Origin of the sequence: Massilicoli timonensis (assembly GCF_900199515.1) — a bacterium.
Lineage (GTDB): Bacteria > Bacillota_I > Bacilli_A > Erysipelotrichales > Erysipelotrichaceae > Massilicoli > Massilicoli timonensis.
The window spans coordinates 1-23,944 of the sequence record NZ_LT963434.1 but is presented as its reverse complement, the minus strand read 5'-3'; the positions used below and the strand labels follow the sequence as shown (position 1 = coordinate 23,944).

Sequence of the window (23,944 nt, the reverse complement as noted above, 5' to 3'; positions counted from 1 at the left end):
TTAACCGCCGATCAGGAAGTCTAAGATATTCCATCCGGCATCGGTTTCCATGCGGTAGAGTTCCGTATAGCCGCAGTGCTTGCAGCTGATCGTAATAAACTTCTTATTCTGCACGTCAAACAATTTCGCGAAATTTCCACCGGTCGCCTGAAACTGATCGTCGATAAATTCCGTACAGCCGCATTTCGGGCAGATAAATTGTCTTTTTTCCATGTTATCAACTCCTTGCTTGTCTTGATTATACCATTTCTATGCGGCAACGGAATAAAAAGTTCGGGAGTTTGACACCTAAAAAAATAACAATATTCAAATAAAGGCTTAATCAAAAGCTTTTTTTATACTTTTTTTGTCAATTTTTTAGTTTTTGTATAGCGTATTGTGCCGTATTGTGTTATAATGTCGTTAGGTGGTGATCCTTCTATGCGTATCAATATTGTCAAATCTAAGAATGCTGAACAACTATATATTATTCACTCTTACAGAATAAACGGTAAGAATACTTCCAAAATCTATAAAAAACTTGGCTCTATGGATCAACTCCTTCCTCTTCATAACAATGATCGTGATCAGGTCCTTGCCTGGGCCAAAGAGCAGGCTCGTCTTGCTACCGAACAATATGATCAAGAAAATGAAAAAGTTTCTATATCTTTTCATCCTAATCTACATATCAAGAAAAATGAACAACATTCTTTTAATTGCGGTTATTTGTTTCTTCAATCTATTTGCTCTCAGCTTCGCTTCGATAATATCTTCCGCAACATGAAAACCCGTCATAACTTCACTTTCCCTATTCAATCCATCTTCTCCGATCTGATCTATTCTCGTATCCTTCATCCTTCCAGTAAAAAGAGCTCTTATGATTTCGCTCACACCTTGCTGGAACAGCCTAAATATGATATCCATCATATTTACAGAGCGTTATCTATTCTCGCTCAAGAATCTGATTATATTCAATCCGAAGTTTATAAGAACTCTCACTTCATTCATCATCGTAATACAAAGGTCCTTTATTATGACTGTACCAATTACTATTTTGAAATTGAAGAGGACGATGATTTAAGAAAATATGGAAAATCAAAAGAACATCGGCCAAATCCAATCGTTACGATGGGACTGTTTATGGATACCGACGGGATCCCTTTGGCTTTCGATCTGTATCCCGGTAATCAAAATGAACAGAAAACATTGAAGCCTTTAGAACAGAAGATCATTCGTGATTTTGATTGCAGTGAGTTTATCTATTGCAGTGATGCCGGTCTAGGTTCTCAAGATAATAAACTGTTCAATGATATGCAAGGACGTTCTTATGTTATTGCCCAATCCTTGAAGAAACTGAAGAAAGAAGATAGAGAAATTGCTTTGGATCCTACTCAATTTAGAAAAGTAGGAAGTAATCGATTGATCGATTTGCGTGAATTAGACGAAAGCGATCCATCTGTTTACGGAGAGATTTATTATAAAGAAGTACCTATCGAATCAAAGAAACTATCTGAAACGATGATCGTAACCTATTCGCCTAAATATCGTGCTTATCAAGCAAATATACGTCAAAAGCAATTAGAACGAGCACAAAAACTATTAAATACAAGCAAGAACATTAGAAAAGAGCGGAAGAACCCGAATGATCCGGCTAGATTCATAAAGAAAACATCCGTTACAGAATATGGAGAAGTCGCTGATCAAGTTATTTATGAACTAGATCAGGAAAAGATAGGACAAGAAGCAATGTATGATGGTTTCTATGCCGTTACAACGGATATAGATGGAAGCATAGAAGAAATTATTCAGATCAACCAAAGAAGATGGCAGATAGAAGAATGCTTTCGTATCATGAAAACAGAGTTTGAGGCAAGGCCGGTATATTTACAAAGAGAGGATCGGATCAAGGCGCATTTTCTGATCTGTTTCATATCACTATTGGTTTATCGTTTACTGGAAGAAAAGTTAGATAAGGAATATAGCGTAGAACAGATCATACATACATTACGAGAAATGAATGTATGTGAGATAGAAGGATATGGATATATACCGACTTATAAACGAACCGATCTAACAGACAAATTACATGAATTGTTTGGATTTTATACAGATACCCAGATTATCAAACAGAAGAAAATGAGAAATATTATCCACAAATCAAAGAACAGATAAAAAAATACCACATATCGTTACAAAACGAAAACTCAAGATTAGCCTTTATTTATCAGCTTTTCTTGAGTTTTTTCATTGTCTAGGTGTCAAACTTGGGATTGTAACACATTTTATTTCAGAAAGCCAAACTCATGTGCCGAATTCACAAAGAAAGAAAACCAGGGCGTGTAGTAGATCCGCAGCGCTCCTTTTTCCGCTGTGTTTTGGTAATAGATCGCATAACTTTGTAAACGGGAAAGCACTTCCTCATGCGGATGTCCATAGCGATTATTGCGTCCTGCCGAAATCAGTGCCATCTGTGGATTTACCTGTTGTAAGAACAACGATGATGTACCGGTATGAGAACCATGATGCCCCAATTTCAAAACATCACAGTCCAACTGTGGATAACGGCGCATCAATTCCTCTTCCACGGCGATTCCCGCATCTCCCATAAACAGATAGCGATGCTTTCCAAGCTGCCCATACAATAACAAAGAACGATCATTTTCATTATCATAAGCGCTTGTATCCATAGGCATATACCATAATTGTTTACCAAGCGCAACCGTTGGCTGATAAGCATCGATCACCTGCTTGACGCGCACGATTTCCTTTAGTTCCTGTAAACCGCCGCTATGATCATAGTCATCATGCGTTACGACCACGATATCGATCACATCGATCCCTTTTGCTTTCAAGATCGGCTGCAGCGTCTGTTCGGGGATATTTTTATAAAGTGATCCGGCAACATCAATGAGCATGGTTCCCTGATGAAACGGCAGCGTGAATAAAAAACAATCGCCTTGTCCGACATCGATCATCATCACTTCTCCAAATGGATGCAAATAGGCCTGATAAGGAAACACCGCCAGCAGCATCATTGCTTTTATCATACTTTTTTTCTCGGTATGCTTGATTAGATAAGCGATCGTCCTTCCCCATAACAAAAGCCATAAAAAAGAAGGCTTGCCGCTTAATGACAACAGATCATTTGGCCAAGACAGCACCCATTTCAAAACCACTTCCATTGCTCCTGCCAAACCGCCAAGCAGCGGGAAAAACACGATCCCCCAGGCAAACAGATAAGCAAAAGCGAAAATACGGCGATAGAGCGGAAAAAGTAGCAGCTGCAATAAACTGCATTCATAAAAAGCAAAGAGCTGAAACGCAATCAAGACTGCCCAAAGCATGATACGCTGCTTCCATCTGCCCTGCACAAACAAAAAGATCATGCGAATCGAACATGCCAGTAAAAAGCCATACTCATAAAGCAGATAAGGAAACAGCAGTACGCTTAACAAAACGGCAAACGCAAAACGATCCTTTTGATTTTCGATCGGCAGGCAAGCGACAAATTCAAATACCAGCACCCTTTGGATCGCAGCGCTTTCCTTGGTGATGCTCACAAGTAGAAAACCGAGCAGATAAGCGAGAAAGCGGGCGTGCTTTACGGAAAAACGCGCAATGAAACGGCGCAGAAACAGGAATAAAGCGCTCACGTGAAAACCGCCTGCCTGCATCAGATACGCAAGGTCATCACTTCGCTTCAGCGCGCCGAATAAAAATCCTGACACATAACTGCGCGCGTTTTTCGGCAGCTTCTGCACATGGGCATAGAGACGGCTGCGCAGCGTATCTTTCGCAGCTATTTTCTCATAAGTTCCCTGCCACTGTTCATAGATGCCTCTGCGGTTGCACCACTTGGCGAATGAAAATCCATAAAAATTCTGCAGCGAAACAATCGGCTTCCATGTTCCCGTTAAGCGCAGCACCTCATCATAATTGACATCGTCAAGACCATAAGCGATGCCTTGCGTCTTGCCATCACTTACGATCGCATAATCGGCATGCACCGCTACCACCTGTACGACATCTTTCATTTTTTGTACTGCCGAGGGCTGTATCCAAAAACAAACGCCGATCAAAAACAACAGAAAGCAGATCGTACTGTGGGCATGGAAGTAGGCATACCAGATCAGCAGTGCGATCACAGCGATCATTTTTGCGAAAGCAGAGGATAAATAACAAATCGCCATGCCGCTTAGTACATATAACAGCAATTCTCCCTTTACAGGCATAGATCATCTTTCATCTTCTGAAACAGCTTTTCTTTGATCCCCTTTACTTTCATCACATCCTCGATCGTCTGAAACGGTGTTGTCGTACGATAAGCAATGATCCGTTTGGCCGTTGCCGCTCCTACTCCGGTTAAGCGCATCAGTTCCTCCTCGCTGGCCTGATTCAAGGAGATGCAGGTGCTTTGTATCTTAGGAATCACGATGACGCTTTCATGAACGACCCGCTTGCTTAAATTGATCGCATCCAAAGAAGCGTTTTTTGTGATACCTCCCGCCAAAGCGATCACATCTTCATAACAGGCATCTTGTTCAACATGATAAATACCGGGATTTGTGACTTCTCCTTTGATTTCTACGGTGATCTTTTCCAGTTCAAATGCAGATAAATCAATTGCAGAATAAGTTTGCGAAACATAAAATAAAAGCAAAACCGCCAAGGCAATCCAATGCTTCATAAACGCCACCTCTCTTATCAAAGCACATGCGCAAACAAAGCCGTGTTCCTAAAAAAAGAGCTTTGATCAAGCTCTTTTCTTTTCATATACCAGTTCGCCATTGATAAAGGTATAAAGCACATGCGTCTGTAAATCAAAGATACTGCCGTCACATACAACGACATCGCCGTCTTTTCCTTCTTTTAAGGAACCGATGCGATCATCTAAAGCGATGATCTTGGCAGGATTGATGGTGATCGCGCGCAATGCGTCTGCTTCTCGCATCCCATGCTTCATACACAAAGCGGCGCAGTATGGAAGATACTCTTGCGGGATCACCGGAGAATCGGTCGTAATGGCGACCAATACGCCCTGCTCTGCCAAAATGCCCGCCGTTTCAAATGATTTATGTTTCAGTTCATATTTGGATCTGGCGCTCATGGAAGGTCCACAGATTGCTGGAAAGCCGCTTTTGACCACCTGATCGACGATCAGATGCCCCTCGGTACAATGATCCAGCGTTGCCTTTACGTCAAACTCTTTCGCAATGCGGATCGCCGTACAAATATCGTCGGCACGATGCGCATGGATCTTTAACGGGATCTGCTTTTCGATCACTGCCTGCATCGCCGCCAGTTTCATATCATAAGCCGCATCCTTTTTCTGGGCATACTGCTTTGCCTCAAGCAAAGTCTTGCGCAGCAGCGCCGCGACATTCATGCGGGTCTTGATGCCTTTTTCCTGAAATACTCGCTTGGGATTTTCCCCAAATGCACATTTCATCGCTACCGGATCCTTGATCAGCATTTCATCAATACAGTTTCCATACGTTTTATAAGCGCAAAATGTACCGCCGATCACATCGGCGCTGCCGGGACCGGCGCATACCGTCGTAATACCGGCAGCTCTGGCATCTTGGATCGCTTCATCCATCGGATTGATGCCATCGATCCCCCTGACATGCGGCATGATCGGATCACTGGATTCATTGGTGTCATTCCCTTCAAACTGAATGGCTGCCTCATGTAATCCCATATGACAATGCGCCTCTACCATACCGGGATAAACATGTTTCCCCTTTACATCATACACGACTGCCTCTGCATCGTTGATCGTATCGGCGATTTTTTTGATCTTGCCATCTTCCATTAACAGATCCTGCACTTTGATCTCACCTAGTTCCACATCGTGCACCAGTCCCTGCTTCAATAAAATTTTCATACGATTACCCTCCTTATTGCTTGTTATTATACGCTTCTTCTTTTTGCCATGGCAATGCTTTTCATTAAAAAACCATCTGTCATTGACAGATGGCCGTATATTAACGAAATGCTTTCTTAAATTTTTCAAACGGAGATTCATGCCCCTTTTTGGCTTTGATCTTTTCATACAGCTCTTTTTCTTCCCGCGAGATCTTCGTTGGAATCTCTACGGTAACTTCAACATACTGATCACCGGTCGTACGCGCGCCTTTTACACCTTTTCCCTTCAGGCGGAACTGCTGACCATATTGCGTACCGGCCGGGATCGTCAATTCCACATCGCCGTAGACAGTCGGTACATCGATCTTTGTTCCTAAGATCGCATCCAATGCCGAAATCGGTACGCTGATGCGAATATCATTGCCGTCACGCACGAACGTCTTATGACGGCGCACCAGCACTTCGATGAACAAATCACCGTTAGGACCGCCATTTGCACCGCGTTCTCCTTTTCCGCTGATGCGCAGCTGTTGACCGGATTGTACGCCGGCCGGAATCTTGATGTCTAATTCCACTCGTTTATGCTCATAGCCGCGTCCGTGACAGTGATCGCATGTATGCAGGATCTTCTTACCGCTTCCATGACAGTCCGGGCAGACCGACTGGCTCTGCATCACGCCTAGCGGGGTACGCTGCTGGGTCACGACATAGCCGCTGCCATGACAAGTAGGACATGTCTGAATGTCGCTTTGCGAACGTGCACCGGTTCCATGACAGTGGTCGCACGGTTCATCTACCTCGATCGTAATTTTCTTGTTAACACCGAAGATCGCATCCATAAAGTCGATCGTCATCTGCATGAAGCGATCATTTCCCTTGCGCGGTCCGTTACTGGCACGACGTCCGCCGCCGCCGAAACCGCCGCCGAAGAAACTGGAGAAAATATCGTCGAAACCGCCGAAACCACCGCCGCCAAAACCGCTGAAGCCGCCACCGAAACCAGCCGCGCCATCCATTCCGGCATGTCCGAATTGATCATACGTGGCTTTTTTCTGCGGATCGCTCAGTACTTCATAGGCTTCATTGATCTCTTTGAATTTTTCTTCCGCACCCGGTTCTTTATTGACATCCGGGTGATATTTTTTTGCCATCTTTCGATAGGCTCTTTTGATTTCATCATCGCTGGCGCCTTTACTAATTCCAAGCACCTCATAATAATCGCGTTTTTCAGCCATTATGATCCCTCCAATTACCTATCATCCATTCGATAGAACCATCTTTTTTCATTGCTTTTATCATTTGCATAGAAACGTGTAGAAGTTCAAGCATCAGCCAAAACTTCTACACCGTTTGCTTTTTATTTGCCGATTACTTCTTTTCTTCAAACTCCGCATCCATCACATTGTCATCTTTTGTGCTTCCTGCATCGCTTTGAGAGGCATTTGCCTGTGCCTGCTGCTGATACATTGCGGCGCTTGCGGCCTGTGCTGCTTTTTCCAAAGCGTCCAGTTTACTTCTTACCGCATCCATATCGTTTTCATCCAACGCTTTTTGCAGTTCATCGCGCAGTTTCATCGTTTCTTCTTTCTGCGCTGCATCTAACTGATCACCGGCTTCTGCGATGGAATTGTCGATCTGAGAAATAAAGGCTTCCGCTTTATTGCGCAGTTCGATTTCTTCCTTGCGCTTATCATCTTCTGCTTTGTGTTCTTCTGCTTCCTTCACCATACGTTCGATTTCTTCTTCGCTTAATCCGCTGGAATTCTGGATCGTGATCGACTGTTCTTTGCCGGTTCCTTTATCCTTTGCGGATACATGCACGATACCGTTTACGTCAATATCGAAGGTTACTTCGATCTGCGGTACGCCGCGGCGTGCCGGCGCAATACCGTCTAATTTGAACATACCCAGTTCCTTGTTGTCATTTGCCATCGGACGTTCACCCTGCAATACACGGATATCAACAGCCGGCTGGTTATCTGCGGCAGTTGAGAAGATCTGTGATTTGCTTGTCGGGATCGTCGTATTTCTAGGGATCAATACGGTCATGACACCGCCCATCGTTTCAATACCCAAGCTTAACGGTGTAACATCCAGCAATAAGACATCTTTTACATCGCCGGCAATGACACCGCCCTGAATTGCGGCACCCATCGCAACGACTTCATCCGGATTCACAGAACGATTCGGATCTTTACCCAGTTCTTTCTTTACCGCTTCCTGAACGGCTGGGATACGAGTAGAACCGCCAACCAGCAATACCTGATGAATATCCAGTTTGCTTAAGCCGGCATCCTTTAACGCCTGACGTACCGGTTCCATCGTACGTTCTACTAAATGACGTGTCATATCATCGAATTTCGCACGGGTCAGCGTTGCTTCAAAGTGCAGCGGTCCGTCTGCGCCCTGTGAGATAAACGGCAGCGAAATCTGTGTCTGCATCATGCCGCTCAGATCTTTCTTCGCTTTTTCACCGGCTTCTTTCAAACGCTGCATCGCCATCGGATCCTTTGAAAGATCCACGCCGTTTTCTTTACGGAATGTTTCTACCATCCAGTCCACAACGACATGGTCGAAATCATCGCCGCCTAAGTGAGTATCGCCGTTTGTGGACAATACTTCAAAGGTACCATCCGCTAATTCCAAAATAGAAACATCGAACGTACCGCCGCCTAAGTCATATACCAGCACTTTCTGTTCCTTGTCGGTTTTGTCGATACCATAAGCCAAAGCGGCAGCTGTCGGTTCATTGATGATACGTTCTACTTCCAAGCCGGCGATCTTTCCGGCATCTTTGGTTGCCTGACGCTGTGCATCATTGAAGTAAGCCGGTACGGTAATGACCGCCTTATCCACCTTTTCACCTAAGTAATCTTCCGCATAGCCTTTCAGATACTGTAAGATCATTGCCGAGATCTGCTGCGGCGTATAGTCTTTTCCTTCCAATGATACCTTTTCGCTCGTTCCCATTTTACGTTTGATGGAGCTTACGGTGTTCTTATTCGTTACGACCTGACGTTTCGCCGCGTCGCCGACGATCATTTCACCGTTTTTGAACGCTACTACCGAAGGGGTCGTACGGTTACCTTCCGGATTGGTGATGACCTTGCATTCACCGCCTTCCATCACACTCACACATGAATTTGTCGTACCTAAGTCAATACCGATAATCTTGCTCATTTTTCATTACCTCCTGTTTTCTTATTCACTCACTTTTACAAGTGCCGCGCGCAAGACGCGATCTTTTAACATATATCCTTTCTGAAGCACTTCAATGACCATTCCGCTTTCTACGCCTTCCTTTGCTTCCTGCATCAGGGCATTGTGGTAATTGGCATCAAAGGGCTGATTCAGCGCTTCGATTTCTTCTACGCCCTCCTGCTTCAAGATGGCGATCAGCTGCTGATAGATCATCTCAAAGCCCTTGGCATAGTTCACCACATTGGCGTCATCACTTTTTACCGCCAATGCTCTTTCTAAGTTATCAAGCACCGGCAATACCTCTGTCGCAAAGCTTTGAATACGGTATTTGCGCGTATTGGCCGCTTCGCTCTGCAAACGTTTCTTCAAGTTTTCCGTATCGGCATATGCCTTGAAGTAAGCGTTCTTGCTCGTCGCAAGCTCCTCTTGCAGCTTGGCGATCTCTTCCTTCAGCGCTTCGATCTCTTTGTCCTTTTTGCCGAAGTGCTTCTTTTTACCGGCTGTTTCTTCCTTTTCTGCCTCATTTGCTTCCTGCATCGTTTCCGCTTCCGCTATGGTTTCTTCTTTTGCTTCCGTCTGCGGTGCTGTTTCCTTTACTTCTTCGCTCATGACGACCTCCTAATATTCCTCACTGTATAATTCTTCGATGACCTTGCTCATATATTCCATCAATGCGACGACCCGATCATATTGCATACGAGTCGGTCCTACGATCATGAGTTGTCCTTCTTCCTGTGCATTCAGATGAAATTTGCTGGTGATGACCGAAACATCATCCATCTGCAAGACACCGTTGTCATTGCCGATGCGGATCGCCAGATCGCCTTCCGTATTGGCAAGCTGCCGCCAAACACTGGAATCCTCCAACATTTTCATCAGCTGCTTCAATCGTTCGATATCCGCAAACTCAGGCTGATACAGCATATTGCTCTGTCCGCTGCAATAAACATTGTCGCTCGCAAAACGAATGAAAGCATTGACAAATGCCTGGAAGAGCACTTCATGGCGGGACACGCTGGCCGCAAGCAGCGGCTTGATTTCCTTCATCTTCTCCACGACACTGCTGATCGGTGTACCGCACAGCTTGTCATTAAGCAGATTGCAACACGTCTGGATATCATTGAGCGATACTGTCGTATCAAACTGAAAGGTCTTGTTCTCAGTATGCCCATGATCGGTAATAAATACCGCTACCGCACTTCTTTCGCTGATCGGAAACAACTGAATGTGCTGTAATCTCTGACAGCGGGAATCAGGCCCGAGCACCAACGATGTCAGATTGGTCATCTGCGATAAGATATCACAGCTTTTCTTGACGATTTCATCTAATGTATAATGACGTTCCTGAAACACCTGCTGGAGCGAATGTTTGACATTGTCATCCAGCTGCGTTTCCATCATGTTTTCAACATAGAAGCGATAGCCTTTGCTGGAAGGGATCCGACCGCTTGAAGTATGCGTTTTTTCAAGCAATCCCATTTCTTCTAACGCCGCCATCTCATTGCGGATCGTTGCCGAAGAACAGCGCATGCTTAGCAGATTCACCAGCGTCTTACTGCCGACCGGTTCCGCGGTTTTCGTAAACTCATCGACGATCGTTTTGAAGATGACCGCCTGTCTTTCACTCAGCATGCTCTCTGCCTCCCTTCTGGCACTCTTATCTTATGTCTGCTAACAGTATATGCTATTTTTTTAGCACTGTCAATACTTTAGTGCTAAAATTTCAAAAAAAGATCATCACGCTTACCTTACAGCAATGTAATTGTATTTTTCATGCTTTTCTGTTATAGTGAGAATGCATTTAGGCATAATCGATCAAAATCAACATATACTGACTTGCATAGCCAAGTGGCAACCGACAGTCATTTACGATATTAAGAAAGAAGGAACACATGATGAAACAGATTCTATGGAAACAAACACCGCATTTGCTTGCGGGAACGACCTTGCGCGATCCAAACATGCCGGAAAATGGTAATTTGGCGCTGCATACACCGGGCGAGGAAGCCGCTGTCTTAAATAACCGAAAACAATTTGTCAAAGAACTCGGTATTTCTTTATCCGACTGTGTGTTTTTACAACAGACCCACAGCGACCATTTTGTCGAAGTAACGGCTCAGATGGCCGGGAAAGGCGCTTTGTCCTATCAAGATGGGATAGTGGATTGTGATGCCTGCTATACCCGAGAAGAAGGGCTGCTCATCGGTGTCATGACTGCTGATTGTGCGCCGATCTTGCTGTATGATGAATTACAGGGCATCATTGCCGCGATCCATGCCGGCTGGAAAGGAACGCTGCATCAGATCACCGCAAAGCTTGTCAAGCATCTGATCGAGCAGGAACAAGTCGATCCGGCTTATCTGCATGCCTATATCGGTCCTTCGATCGCCTTTTCCTCACTTGAAGTCGGCAGCGAAGTCATCGAACAGATCCATAAGCTGCCGCTTGCAAGCGCACCCTATATCCAAGAACTGGAAAACGGCAAAGCGCTGCTGGATAACGTCGGCTTAAATAAAAAGATGCTGCTGGAGCTGGGCGTGCTGCCGCATCATATCACCATTGATAAAAATGATACCAAGTGCGACAATCCCAATTTCTTCTCTTACCGCCGCGATCATGCGTGCGGCCGCCATTTTACCTATATCATGAAACGACCATCTAAAAAACCGGTTTGATCTCAAACCGGTTTTCTTTCGGAAATAAAAGCATGATCGAACGTAACGACCAGATAAAAATCCGGGTGCTTGACATGGATGCGCGTTTCCATTTCCTTTAACAGCTGTGCAGAGGTCATCGCAAATTTATGCGGCACGACCACATCAAAGATCAGGTTCGTATGCGTCGTTCCCGGTACCATGCGAAAATCATGGATCGACAATGACGGATCAATGCCCTTTACCATTTCCCGCACTTCTTCTTTCATCATGATCGTCTGCTCATCCATCACTAACGGATCTAAATGAATGACCAGCGACAGATTGCAATCATTCATAAAATCGCGTTCGATGTTGTCGATCAGATCATGTGAAACCATGACATCGATCTTGCTGTCTACTTCCACATGCACCGATGCGAACTGACGGGAAGGCCCATAATTATGCACAATCAGATCATGAAAGCCCAGCACGCCCTCATAAGTGTGCAGCTTGTCCGCAATCATCTTTACCAGTTCATCGCTTGGCGCCATTCCCAACAGCTGATCCAATGTATCCTTAATGAGGTTGATGCCGGTCATGATGATCAGTACCGCCACGATCACCCCCATGTAACCGTCTAATTGAAACCGCAGAAGCGATGACAAAAGCGTAGAAGCCAGCACGCTGCCGGTCGCCCACACATCGGAAAGTGAATCTGCCGCCGTCGCTTTCATCATGCTGGAATCTAGCAGCTGCCCATATTTGCGGTTATAGCGATACATGTAAAATTTCGCAAGCATCGCCCCGCCAAGCACGATAACGCTGACCAAGGAAAACGACACCGGGTCCGGATCAAATATTTTTTCAACGGAAGATGTGATCAGCTGCAGCCCTAAAAACAAGATCAAAAACGCCACGATCATGGAAGCCACATACTCCACCCGTTCATGACCGAAAGGGTGTTCTTCATCTGCCGGCATGCCCGCTAACTTAAAGCTGATCAAAGAAATGATAGAACTGCCTGCATCCGTCAAGTTATTGATCGCATCCGCAATGATGGCGATGCTGCCGCTGATCACACCGCAGAGCAGCTTGAATAAAAACAATACGATATTGATCAAGATACCGATCAGCGAAGTCACTCTGCCATACGCTTCCCGCACTTTCGGATCTTTTATATTTTCATGATTTTTTATGAATTTGCGAATCAAAAACGCTACCATTTTCATCACCTTGTCTTTATTTCATCCTTTTTATATGTATGGTAGTGTATCACATTTTTAGAATCAGGAAAAGAGCAAACCTTTCATTTATTCTATTTGCACATGTTGTTTCATACGCTTTAAGCAGGTGATATGATGACTTTTCTTTTACGCAACAAAAACCGCATTTTTTATCAGCTGCCGATCACGTTCCTCATTTTATGGCTCTTTTTACATCCGCAACAATTATATGCGACATCATTGGAAGCGCTGAAGATCTGGCTGCTCACTTTGATCCCTTCTATGTTTTTGGCTATGATCCTCATTCGCTTTCTGCATGCGCTGGGGATCTTTCATCTGCTGGGAAAGTGGCTGCACCCATTCAGCTGGCACATTTTTCATATTGACGGCAATGCGTTTGCCTATGTCCTAACATCTTTATTTCTGGGATTTCCCGCTTCAGCGATGCTGATCGATGAGGCCTATTATAAGCAGCAGCTCTCTAAGGATGCGGCCAGAAGGCTGATCCTATGTGTTTCCTGTGCCTCCTTCGGGTTTATCAGTGTAACCTGTCCTTTGCTTTATCAGGATGAAACGATCGTGATGCCTTTGTTATTCTCCCAGCTGGGTGCGATCGCCGTATTGCTGTTTGTTACCCGCAGCACGGTGATCGTAAGCGATCCGATCCACATGACAAGCACATCGTTTTATGAAGCCTGTACCCAAAGCATTCGCTCCAGTGGCTATGCGATCTTTATCATCGGTACTTATGTTTTGATCATTACCAGCTTGCATCCGCTTATCCAGTTTTTATTACCGCCGAGACTGGCGCTTTTTCCGCGCATTCTCATGGAATTTTCTTCCGGTACGATCCTGCTTGCTTCCCTTCCGTTTTCTTTCTCGCTTCGTCTTTCTTTACAAAGTGCGCTGCTGGGATTTGCCGGTTTTTGCGTACATATGCAGATCATGGCGATGATTCCCCATATCAAACTGTCTTATTTTCATTATTTTCTCTATCGCATCTTACAGGCACTGCTTGCCTTTGCATTTGCCTTTTTCTTCTTTTCCCTATGATCCATTTGTATTTTTGTGTAACAAGTTTATAAAAAATAATAGGCTTTTTGAGAACGCTTTACATTTTAATTTCGCAATGATATGATGTGTAAAACAAGGAGGATTTTTATATGAGCAAAGCAAATCCATTAAAGCAGATCGTTGCGAAACAAAAAAAAGGAGAAGCGGTCGGGATCTATTCCTGCTGCAGCGCCAATGAATATGTCATTGAGGCGGTTTTAGAAACCGCAAAAAAGGAAAATTCCTGCGCGCTGATCGAAGCGACTGCCAACCAGGTCGATCAAAACGGCGGCTACACGGGCATGAAGCCGATCGATTTCCGCAATTTCGTATATGCGATCGCCAAGAAAGTCGGTTTGAGCGTAGATCGGATCTTTTTAGGCGGCGATCATTTAGGACCGCTTACCTTTGCATCTTATCCGGAAAAAGAAGCGATGGCAATGGCTGAAGAACTGGTACGCTGCTATGTCGCTGCCGGTTTTACCAAAATTCATATTGATACCAGCATGAAGGTAGCCGATGATGATCCCCATACGCGTTTAAGCGATGCGATCATTGCCCGCCGCGGTGCCCAGCTTGCCCGTGTTTGTGAGGACACTTATCAGGAATTGTTACAATCACAGCCGGATGCGATCCGACCGGTTTACATCGTCGGCAGTGAAGTGCCGATTCCCGGCGGTGCGCAGGAAGCAAGCGCCGGCGTACAGGTAACCAAGGTCGCTGATTTCAAAGCGACGGTCTCCGCCTTTGAGAAAGCCTTTTTCGATGCCGGACTGAAAGAAACTTGGAATGATGTCATTGCCGTGGTCGTACAGCCGGGTGTTGAGGAAAAGGATGATGGCTGCACCGAATATGACCGCAGTAAAGCCGTTGACCTGATGGCTGCGATCAAAGACTATCCAAATCTGGTATTTGAAGGACATTCCACCGATTATCAGACCCAGGAAAAACTGCGGGAACTGGTAGAAGACGGCGTCGGAATCTTAAAAGTAGGACCAGGCCTGACCTTTGCGATGCGGGAAGGACTGTTTGCCTTGGCCCATATCGAAGAAGAATTATATCATGGAAGCGATATGGAAACTTCTCATGTCATCGACGTATTAGAAGCGGAAATGTTAAAGGAGCCAAAAAACTGGCAGAAACACTATCATGGTGATGAAAATCAGTTATATATCGCCCGTCGCTATTCTTTCTCCGATCGCTGCCGCTACTATATGCCGACACCGGCGGTAAAAGCTGCCATTGCAAAACTGGTAGCCAATTTGAGAGCCAAAGAAATACCGAACTGTCTGCTTTCACAGTTCATGCCGATCCAGTATCAGAAAGTACGTCATTTTGAACTAACCAAGGATCCGGAAGAATTGATCAAAGACCGCGTAGTCGATACGATCAAGCAATACACCTTTGCCTCAAAGCAAGAACAATTATTCTAATAAAACAGGACAGTCCCTTGATTCATAAAATCAATGACTGTCCTTTTATTTGGAAAAGCGGAAATGATCGCTTTGATGAATGACATAATACAGGCACATCGCATAGCGAAGCGGCTCCTTCAGTAAACGCGGCAGCTGCTTTTGATTGCTTTCCTGTGGTTCATAGCGATGTACGAGATAGCGATAAAACAACAGCGTCGCCTCTTTTTTAGAAAATGACTTCGCTTCTTTGATCATAGATGGAAGCATCACACGCATTTCTTCATGCTGCTGCTGATAACTGTGAAAGGAACGCTCGATTTCATTTAGAAACGTATCAAAATCATAAACCTGTAAGTCATCTACTTCATAAAGCGCAGCGCTCTTTTCTAGGATCTGAAGCTGCCCTTCTTGTTTTCTTTTATTTTTTCGATTGCTCTGAAACAACTGATGATACCAAAAAGCAAGCACATGGTCGCTTTGCTTTTTACTATTGAAGAAACAAACCATCTTTTCCTCAAATTCCTCTATTTTTTGCTTCTGTGAAGCAGGAAAGGTATAGCGTTCTCCGATGTAGTGTCGATATAGCTTCATCGTATCAAAATAGCCAAGCATTTGATTGCGGTAAATACGCTCTCTTGAAAAATCAAGGAAACTGCCGAGCGGCTCCCTTGGTGAAAGATAGGTTACCTTTTTCGATGCCAAACGCTTTTTCTTTTTATCCGCTGGTTTGAGATCGATCGCCAATACGCTGTCTGCTCCCATTTCCAGCGCCAGTGCGGCCGGTACATTGTCGTAATAGCCGCCGTCGATATATTTATTACCTTCGATTTCTTTCATCGGGAAGATCGGAAAGCAGGAAGCACTGGCCAATAGATAGTCTTTTGCCGATGTCGGCGTCATCATCTGCTTTTTCACTTTATAAGGCGATAAATCTTTGGCGAGCACACACATGCAACCGAAATCAATATCAGATGTAAAAAAGCGCTCTTCGTCAAACAATGTTTCGATCATCTGTTCAAAGGGTGAAATATCGACTCCCTTGTTTGACACATATCCGAAAATCATCTCTTTGATCGCTTTGCGTTCTTCCATCAACTGTTCTAAATCATATTGGATATTGACCCCGTTTTTAATGATATCCGCTGCCTGCAGCCGCTCCCAAAGCGCAGCACAGCGCTCATAATCATGCTGCACATACATCGCACCGATCAAAGCGCCGATCGAAGTGCCGCAGACAAGATCAAACTGTTCTCCAAGTTCATTTAACGCTTTCCAAACACCAATCTCATAAGCGCCTTTTGCACCGCCGCCGCCAAGCACCAATGCCCGTTTCATCGCCTCACCTAATCGATCAGGCCATATGCCTGATTGCTTTGATGAAGTGCATCCAGCTCCATCGCGCCAACGTGAGCGTTTACCATTTCCCCGCCTTTGATCCAAATAACGGTCGGTGTGCTTTCAATCGGCATCAGCCGATCGCAAAGCATTAAAAAGTCGCGGCGCACTTCTTCGCCGTTATCCGCTTCGACAAGCGGTTCATTATCGATCTGCAACAAGAAAAGAGAAATCGCATGATCTTCGATATAAGCAGTCATCGTCTCATGAAATGACTGACAGGACGTACAGGTGGTCGTACCGATCACCAAAACGAAATCCTCTTTTTCATCTAAGCGCGTCAATACATCCGCCGCACTTACCGTAACGATCTTCCCGACTGCTTCCGATTTGGCGCAGCCGCTTATCATAACAAGTAAAAACGCAAAGATCCATAGTTTCTTCATCGTATCATCTCCACTATTTGCTACTATTAGCATACACGAAATAAAACAGAATACAAGTAAAAAAAGAGAATCCGGACAGATTCTCTTAATATTCTTTGCGGAAAAACTCCATCACATTTTGAATCGACTGCAATAATTGTTTTTGTTCATCTAAATGAAGCTTGTCGATCATTGAGTCGATCATCTGTTCATGAAACCGATCGTGAATGGCTAATACGGCATCCGCCTGTTTTGTCAAGGTCAATCGCACGATTCGGCGATCGCTCTCATCCTTGTATCGCTCCACATAGCCTTTTTTTACTAGGCGATTGATCGAAGTCGTCAAGGTTCCCTGCGTTACCATCAGCCTTTTCGCAACAGCAGACATCATATTAGAATTGCTTTTCTTGATTGCTTCCAAAATATGCACTTCGGTCATGGAAAGATCTACATTGTTTTCTGCCATATTCTTTTCTTCTAATAGCAGAATATGATTAAACAGATCCACAAGCAGTTCATTCAGCGTCTGCATCGTTTCATCCATATGATTCCTCTTACTTTTCTAAAGCCTGTTTTGCTTTATCGCAGATTGCCGTAAAGCCTTTCGCATCATGGATCGCGATCTCTGACAACATTTTACGGTTGATCGTAATGTTTGCCAGTTTCAGTCCATGCATCAGTTTAGAATAGGACAGATCGTTCATGCGGGCAGCCGCGTTGATACGGGCGATCCACAGTTTACGCATGTTGTTTTTTAATTTACGGCGGTCATTGAATGCGTAACGCATGGAATGCATGACCTGTTCATGCGCAGTGCGATATAATAAATGTTTCGCACCAAAGTAGCCTTTTGCTAATTTTAATGTGCGTTTTCTTCTTTGACGTGTTACATATCCACCTTTTACTCTTGCCATCTTATATTCCTCCTATTCTTACTTCACCAGCATCATTTTAATACGCTTGTAATCTGTTTTGTGTACCAATGACGCTTTTCTCAAATGACGTTTCTGTTTCTGTGTTTTTCCATGAAAGCGGTGGCTTGTAAAAGCGCGCCCTCTTTTTAATTCTCCTGTACCGGTTTTCTTAACTCGTTTTGCTAACCCTCTGTGGCTCTTCATCTTTGGCATACTCACTACCTCCTATTTGTTCTTTTTAGCGCTTAATACGCACGACATTGTATTTCCTTCCAATGTCGGTTTCTTTTCAACGGATGCGATATCTGAAATTTCCTCGATAAAGCTATCCATTATTTTCTTTCCGACTTCTAAACGTGTGATCAGACGACCTCTGAAACGCATATCTACCTTTACCTTCATGCCATCGGCAATCCATTTGCGGGCATGACGCATTTTGGTATCAAAGTCATGCTTATCGATGACCGGTGATAGACGCAGCGGTTTAATTTCCGTTACATGCTGTTTCTTTTTCGCTTCTTTCGCTTTCTTCTGCTGTTCGAAGCGATGTCTTCCATAATCAAGCACTTTACATACCGGCGGTTTGGCATTCGGCGCCACGCACAGCAGATCTAAGTTTTGATTATAGGCAATTTCCAATGCTTCCCGACGCATTTTGATCCCTAACTGGGAACCGTCAGAATCAATCACAAGCACTTCTTTGAAGCGGATTTTCTCGTTAACTAAATCATCATTAACATTGTTTGGAATCACTTTACGATTATAAATAACAGACACCTCCTATGATACATGAAAAGCGGGCGCATAACACACCCGCTTTGACTGATTTTTCCATCATCGTAGCATTGACCCATAACTTCAGCTATCGGGTGAGAAGGTGTGCTTCTGCTTTCCACTATCTTTTCTGCTTGTATATAATAGCATTCTCTCTTATCTCTGTCAATAAAAAACTTATGCTTTTTCAATATTTCGATCCCTTTATGTGATCGTCTTTCTTAGCCGCATTTATAGTGAACATAAAAAAAAGCCTCGTTTAGAGGCAAGAAGGACCGGCGAAGTGCTATCTTGACTGAGGCAAGCCCAGCTATTGTCGCCGCTGAAGTGCTTAACTTCTGTGTTCGGGATGGGAACAGGTGTGTCCACTCCGCTATCATCACCGGATCCTTTGAAAGGTTCGACCTTTCAAAACTGAATATCAGATTCCTTACATGCCTTCCCTGCTTGTGATCAAGTCCTCGACCGATTAGTATCAGTCAACTCCACATATCGCTATGCTTCCATCTCTGACCTATCTACCTCGTAGTCTTCAAGGGGTCTTACTTCTTTCGAATGGGAAATCTCATCTTGGAGTAGGCTTCGCGCTTAGATGCTTTCAGCGCTTATCCCTTCCTCACTTAGCTACCCAGCTATGCCCTTGGCAGGACAACTGGTGCACCAGCGGTGAGTCCATCCCGGTCCTCTCGTACTAAGGACAGCTCTCCTCAAATTTCCTTCGCCCACAACAGATAGGGACCGAACTGTCTCACGACGTTCTGAACCCAGCTCGCGTACCGCTTTAATGGGCGGACAGCCCAACCCTTGGAACCGAATTCAGCTCCAGGATGCGATGAGCCGACATCGAGGTGCCAAACCTCGCCGTCGATGTGAACTCTTGGGCGAGATCAGCCTGTTATCCCCAGGGTAGCTTTTATCCGTTGAGCGACGGCCCTTCCATTCGGCACCGCCGGATCACTAATCCCGACTTTCGTCCCTGTTCGACTTGTCTGTCTCACAGTCAAGCACCCTTCTGCATTTGCACTCGCCGATTGGTTTCCATCCAATCTGAGGGTACCTTTGGGCGCCTCCGTTACTCTTTGGGAGGCGACCGCCCCAGTCAAACTGCCTATCTGACACGGTCCCCATACCTGTCTCAGGTACTAGGTTAGAGCTTCGATCAACCAAGGGTGGTATCCCAACAGCGACTCCTCATACACTGACGTGCATGTCTCCTCGTCTCCCACCTATCCTGTACATGACTGACCAAAGTTCAATATCAAACTGCAGTAAAGCTCCATGGGGTCTTTCCGTCTAGTTGCGGGTAACCTGCATTTTCACAGGTACTAAGATTTCACCGAGTCTGCTGCCGAGACAGCGCCCAAATCGTTACGCCTTTCGTGCGGGTCAGAACTTACCTGACAAGGAATTTCGCTACCTTAGGACCGTTATAGTTACGGCCGCCGTTCACTGGGGCTTCAATTCATCGCTTCGAATTCCTCCTAACGACTCCTCTTAACCTTCCAGCACCGGGCAGGCGTCACCCCCTATACTTCGTCTTTCGACTTCGCAGAGAGCTGTGTTTTAGTTAAACAGTCGCTTGGGCCTCTTCACTGCGGCACTTTCGTGCACTCCTTCTTGCTAACGTACGGAGTCATTTTGCCGAGTTCCTTGGCAACAGTTCTCTCGCTCACCTCAGGATCCTCTCCTTGCCCACCTGTGTCGGTTTTGGTACGGGCTGCTATGGAATTATCGCTAGAAGCTTTTCTTGGAAGCTGGCATCATCTGCTTCGCTACTTGGCCGCAGCCGTTCGCTTACCTATCACGCTTTATATCCTGCTGACGCATTTCACTATCAGCCTACTATACGCTTCGCCCACAATCCATTCAGTGGGTCAGACTAGCCTTCTCCGTCACTCCCTCGCTCCCATCGCAGGTGCAGGAATATCTGCCTGCTTTCCATCGACTACGCCTCTCGGCCTCGCCTTAGGTCCCGACTTACCCAGGGCGGACGAACCTTCCCCTGGAATCCTTGGGCTATCGGTGTGTAGGATTCTCACCTACATCTCGCTACTCACACCGGCATTCTCACTTCCATGCTCTCCACCACTCCTTACGGTATGGCTTCTACGTACATGGAACGCTCCCCTACCACTTGATTTCCATCAAATCCGCAGCTTCGGTATCATGCTTAGCCCCGGTACATTTTCGGCGCAGGGTCACTCGACTAGTGAGCTGTTACGCACTCTTTCAAGGATGGCTGCTTCTGAGCCAACCTCCTAGTTGTCTGTGCATCCCCACATCCTTTCCCACTTAGCATGTATTTTGGGACCTTAGCTGGCGGTCTGGGCTGTTTCCCTCTCGACCATGGACCTTATCACCCACAGTCTGACTGCCGAGTATGCTTCCTTGGCATTCGGAGTTTGATTATACTCAGTACCCCGGGATGGGGCCATCGTACATTCAGTGCTCTACCTCCAAGTCGCTTTGCCTCGACGCTAGCCCTAAAGCTATTTCGGGGAGAACCAGCTATCTCCGTGTTCGATTGGAATTTCTCCCCTAGCCACAGGTCATCCGCTAACTTTTCAACGGTAGTCGGTTCGGTCCTCCATTCAGTTTCACCTGAACTTCAACCTGCCCATGGCTAGATCACACGGTTTCGGGTCTACCACAACGTACTTCACGCCCTATTAAGACTCGCTTTCGCTTCGGCTCCGTATCTCCTACTTAACCTCGCACGTTATCGTAACTCGCCGGTTCATTCTACAAAAGGCACGCCATCACCCTTTAACGGGCCCTGACTTCTTGTAAGCATATGGTTTCAGGTTCTCTTTCACTCCGCTCCCGCGGTTCTTTTCACCTTTCCCTCACGGTACTGGTCCACTATCGATCACATAGGAGTATTTAGCCTTGCCGGATGGTCCCGGCCGATTCCGACAGGATTCCTCGTGTCCCGCCGTACTCAGGATCCCACTCGCCTATCCTCTGATTTCATGTACGGGGCTTGCACCCTCTGCGGCTGGCCTTTCAATGCCATTCCATTATCATCAGATATAGCTTCCCTGTGGTCCTACTACCCCAAGATATTCTTGGTTTGGGCTCCTCCCATTTCGCTCGCCGCTACTTTGGGAATCACTGTTGTTTTCTTTTCCTCCGGGTACTTAGATGTTTCAGTTCCCCGGGTTGCTCTCTCATGACCTATGTATTCAGCCATGGATGACATATCTCTCGATATGCCGGATTCCTCCATTCGGATACCGACGGATCTTTGCGCTCGTACCACTCCCCGTCGCGTTTCGCCGTTTGATGCGTCCTTCTTCAGCTCTATGTGTCTAGGCATCCACCATACGCCCTTCCTTACTTGATCACTTCATGCTCTTCACATGTTGTGCTTTCGCTTCTTCTTGCTTCAGTGAACGGTTTAACTATTTTTTCTCTTAACTGCTTTTCCTCAGTTCCTTAGTTTTTCCGTTTCTTTTCAGAAAGATCATGTATGTCTTCTGTTTATTCAGTTTTCAAAGATCGAGTTCCCTTGGGTCGCCTCTCGGCCTCCCAAAACTAAACAGGAATCCGTCCTCTTACACTCTTTCTCCTTAGAAAGGAGGTGATCCATCCCCACGTTCCCGTAGGGATACCTTGTTACGACTTAACCCCAGTCATCGGCCCTACCTTCGACGGCTCACTCCTTTCGGTTATGCCACCGGCTTCGGGTATTGCCAACTCCCATGGTTTGACGGGCGGTGTGTACAAGGCCCGAGAACGTATTCACCGCGACATGCTGATTCGCGATTACTAGCGATTCCGACTTCATGAAGTCGAGTTGCAGACTTCAATCCGAACTGAGACAGCCTTTCCGAGTTTCGCTCCCTATCACTAGGTCGCTGCCCTTTGTAACTGCCATTGTAGTACGTGTGTAGCCCAAGCCATAAGGGGCATGATGATTTGACGTCATCCCCACCTTCCTCCGGTTTGTCACCGGCAGTCTCTTATGAGTCCCTAACTTAATATTGGTAACATAAAACAAGGGTTGCGCTCGTTGCGGGACTTAACCCAACATCTCACGACACGAGCTGACGACAACCATGCACCACCTGTATCCCAGTTATCCTCCAGCCTATCTCTAGACCTTCGCTCGGTATGTCAAGGCTTGGTAAGGTTCTTCGCGTTGCTTCGAATTAAACCACATACTCCACCGCTTGTGCGGGCCCCCGTCAATTCCTTTGAGTTTCACACTTGCGTGCATACTCCCCAGGCGGAGAACTTATTGCGTTAACTGCAGCACTGAGTTTCCCCAACACTTAGTTCTCATCGTTTACGGCGTGGACTACTAGGGTATCTAATCCTATTTGCTCCCCACGCTTTCGTGCCTCAGCGTCAGTTACAGGCCAGACAGCCGCCTTCGCCACTGGTGTTCCTCCATATATCTACGCATTTTACCGCTACACATGGAATTCCACTGCCCTCTCCTGCACTCTAGCTAGTCAGTTTCCAAGGCTTGTTACAGTTGAGCTGCAACCTTTTACCTCAGACTTAACTCGCCGCCTACGCACCCTTTACGCCCAATGATTCCGGATAACGCTCGCCACCTACGTATTACCGCGGCTGCTGGCACGTAGTTAGCCGTGGCTTTCTGGTAAGATACTGTCACTTACCCAGCATTCCCTCTGGATACCGTTCCTCTCTTACAACAGTGCTTTACGATCCGAAGACCTTCCTCACACACGCGGCATTGCTCGTTCAGGGTTCCCCCCATTGACGAAAATTCCCTACTGCTGCCTCCCGTAGGAGTTTGGGCCGTGTCTCAGTCCCAATGTGGCCGTTCACCCTCTCAGGTCGGCTATGCATCATCGCCTTGGTGAGCCGTTACCTCACCAACTAGCTAATGCACCGCAGGATCATCCATGTTCAAGGCCGTAGCCCCTTTAATCGCAAGAAGATGCCTCCTTGCCACCTATCCGGTTTTAGCAGACGTTTCCATCTGTTGTCCCGGGCACATGGGCAGATTCCCTACGTGTTACTCACCCGTTCGCCACTGACTTCCAATGAGCAAGCTCATCTTCCGTCCGTTCGACTTGCATGTATTAGGCATGCCGCCAGCGTTCATCCTGAGCCAGGATCAAACTCTCCATTTGATTTAGCTCT

19 protein-coding genes and 3 rRNA genes are annotated in these 23,944 nt (G+C 45.9%); 4 read left to right on the top strand and 18 right to left on the bottom strand.

Translation table 11 applies throughout. From position 1 onward, the window contains the following. Positions 1 to 213 carry a zinc ribbon domain-containing protein gene (locus C1712_RS02105; RefSeq protein WP_102266375.1) on the bottom strand — a complete coding sequence of 71 codons (213 nt, stop codon included), beginning with the start codon at positions 211 to 213 and terminating at the stop codon, positions 1 to 3. A 207-nt stretch (positions 214 to 420) separates the two neighbouring features. On the opposite strand from C1712_RS02105, the gene C1712_RS02100 reads away from it, so the two are divergent. Further along, positions 421 to 2,151: an IS1634 family transposase gene (locus C1712_RS02100; protein WP_102266373.1), complete on the top strand. Its 1,731-nt coding sequence runs from the start codon at positions 421 to 423 to the stop codon at positions 2,149 to 2,151. 110 nt (positions 2,152 to 2,261) lie between these two features. Here C1712_RS02100 and C1712_RS02095 read toward each other — a convergent pair whose 3' ends face one another. The 7 genes from C1712_RS02095 to hrcA form a co-directional block, all read right to left on the bottom strand. Further along, positions 2,262 to 4,211 (bottom strand): ComEC/Rec2 family competence protein, encoded by a 1,950-nt coding sequence (locus tag C1712_RS02095; RefSeq protein ID WP_102266371.1) that lies wholly within the window; start codon positions 4,209 to 4,211, stop codon positions 2,262 to 2,264. Then, positions 4,202 to 4,666, bottom strand: coding sequence for a ComEA family DNA-binding protein (locus C1712_RS02090; protein ID WP_102266369.1), 465 nt, complete (start codon positions 4,664 to 4,666; stop codon positions 4,202 to 4,204). Before C1712_RS02090 ends, C1712_RS02095 begins: the two co-directional genes overlap by 10 nt. A 66-nt stretch (positions 4,667 to 4,732) precedes the next feature. Then, positions 4,733 to 5,866 carry an amidohydrolase gene (locus tag C1712_RS02085; protein WP_102266368.1) on the bottom strand — a complete coding sequence of 378 codons (1,134 nt, stop codon included), beginning with the start codon at positions 5,864 to 5,866 and terminating at the stop codon, positions 4,733 to 4,735. 100 nt (positions 5,867 to 5,966) lie between these two features. Then, on the bottom strand, positions 5,967 to 7,082 hold the full coding sequence (dnaJ, locus tag C1712_RS02080) for a molecular chaperone DnaJ (RefSeq protein WP_102266366.1): 1,116 nt from the start codon (positions 7,080 to 7,082) through the stop codon (positions 5,967 to 5,969). Between the two features lie 133 nt (positions 7,083 to 7,215). Next, positions 7,216 to 9,027 carry a molecular chaperone DnaK gene (gene dnaK, locus C1712_RS02075; protein ID WP_102266364.1) on the bottom strand — a complete coding sequence of 604 codons (1,812 nt, stop codon included), beginning with the start codon at positions 9,025 to 9,027 and terminating at the stop codon, positions 7,216 to 7,218. Positions 9,028 to 9,048: 21 nt separating this feature from the next. Continuing rightward, complete coding sequence (gene grpE / locus C1712_RS02070; protein ID WP_102266362.1) at positions 9,049 to 9,657, bottom strand: nucleotide exchange factor GrpE; 609 nt, start codon at positions 9,655 to 9,657, stop codon at positions 9,049 to 9,051. Positions 9,658 to 9,666: 9 nt separating this feature from the next. Further along, positions 9,667 to 10,680, bottom strand: a complete 1,014-nt coding sequence (hrcA, locus tag C1712_RS02065) for a heat-inducible transcriptional repressor HrcA (RefSeq protein WP_102266360.1) — start codon at positions 10,678 to 10,680, stop codon at positions 9,667 to 9,669. Positions 10,681 to 10,943: 263 nt separating this feature from the next. Between hrcA and pgeF the strand changes: the two genes are divergently transcribed. Next, positions 10,944 to 11,723: a peptidoglycan editing factor PgeF gene (gene pgeF, locus C1712_RS02060; protein ID WP_102266358.1), complete on the top strand. Its 780-nt coding sequence runs from the start codon at positions 10,944 to 10,946 to the stop codon at positions 11,721 to 11,723. 2 nt (positions 11,724 to 11,725) lie between these two features. On the opposite strand, the gene C1712_RS02055 is transcribed toward pgeF, so the two are convergent. Next, positions 11,726 to 12,913: a cation diffusion facilitator family transporter gene (locus C1712_RS02055; RefSeq protein WP_245858037.1), complete on the bottom strand. Its 1,188-nt coding sequence runs from the start codon at positions 12,911 to 12,913 to the stop codon at positions 11,726 to 11,728. A 129-nt stretch (positions 12,914 to 13,042) separates the two neighbouring features. Here C1712_RS02055 and C1712_RS02050 point away from each other — a divergent pair, with 129 nt between their 5' ends. Then, on the top strand, positions 13,043 to 13,960 hold the full coding sequence (locus C1712_RS02050; protein WP_102266354.1) for a nucleoside recognition domain-containing protein: 918 nt from the start codon (positions 13,043 to 13,045) through the stop codon (positions 13,958 to 13,960). 110 nt (positions 13,961 to 14,070) lie between these two features. After that, positions 14,071 to 15,393 carry a class II D-tagatose-bisphosphate aldolase, non-catalytic subunit gene (locus tag C1712_RS02045; protein WP_102266353.1) on the top strand — a complete coding sequence of 441 codons (1,323 nt, stop codon included), beginning with the start codon at positions 14,071 to 14,073 and terminating at the stop codon, positions 15,391 to 15,393. Positions 15,394 to 15,438: 45 nt separating this feature from the next. Here the strand turns inward: C1712_RS02045 and C1712_RS02040 are convergent, their stop codons facing one another. The 9 genes from C1712_RS02040 to C1712_RS02000 all read right to left on the bottom strand — a co-directional run bounded on the left by C1712_RS02040 (position 15,439) and on the right by C1712_RS02000 (position 23,934). Beyond that, positions 15,439 to 16,710 (bottom strand): patatin-like phospholipase family protein, encoded by a 1,272-nt coding sequence (locus C1712_RS02040; RefSeq protein WP_102266351.1) that lies wholly within the window; start codon positions 16,708 to 16,710, stop codon positions 15,439 to 15,441. An 8-nt stretch (positions 16,711 to 16,718) separates the two neighbouring features. After that, positions 16,719 to 17,156, bottom strand: coding sequence for a DUF6568 family protein (locus C1712_RS02035; protein WP_102266350.1), 438 nt, complete (start codon positions 17,154 to 17,156; stop codon positions 16,719 to 16,721). Between the two features lie 85 nt (positions 17,157 to 17,241). Then, the gene (locus C1712_RS02030; RefSeq protein WP_102266349.1) at positions 17,242 to 17,679 is read right to left on the bottom strand and encodes a MarR family winged helix-turn-helix transcriptional regulator; all 438 of its coding nucleotides are present in this window, start codon (positions 17,677 to 17,679) and stop codon (positions 17,242 to 17,244) included. 10 nt (positions 17,680 to 17,689) lie between these two features. Continuing rightward, the gene (gene rplT / locus C1712_RS02025; RefSeq protein ID WP_102266348.1) at positions 17,690 to 18,049 is read right to left on the bottom strand and encodes a 50S ribosomal protein L20; all 360 of its coding nucleotides are present in this window, start codon (positions 18,047 to 18,049) and stop codon (positions 17,690 to 17,692) included. 18 nt (positions 18,050 to 18,067) lie between these two features. Then, positions 18,068 to 18,262 (bottom strand): 50S ribosomal protein L35, encoded by a 195-nt coding sequence (gene rpmI / locus C1712_RS02020; RefSeq protein WP_102266347.1) that lies wholly within the window; start codon positions 18,260 to 18,262, stop codon positions 18,068 to 18,070. Positions 18,263 to 18,274: 12 nt separating this feature from the next. Then, positions 18,275 to 18,826 (bottom strand): translation initiation factor IF-3, encoded by a 552-nt coding sequence (infC, locus tag C1712_RS02015; RefSeq protein ID WP_102266345.1) that lies wholly within the window; start codon positions 18,824 to 18,826, stop codon positions 18,275 to 18,277. 270 nt (positions 18,827 to 19,096) lie between these two features. Further along, positions 19,097 to 19,210, bottom strand: a 5S ribosomal RNA gene (gene rrf / locus C1712_RS02010). A 62-nt stretch (positions 19,211 to 19,272) separates the two neighbouring features. Continuing rightward, positions 19,273 to 22,169: ribosomal RNA gene (locus C1712_RS02005) — 23S ribosomal RNA — on the bottom strand. A gap of 230 nt (positions 22,170 to 22,399) precedes the next feature. Beyond that, positions 22,400 to 23,934 (bottom strand): 16S ribosomal RNA (locus C1712_RS02000). Together the 16S, 23S and 5S rRNA genes form the textbook arrangement of a ribosomal RNA operon. Positions 23,935 to 23,944: the final 10 nt, after the last annotated feature.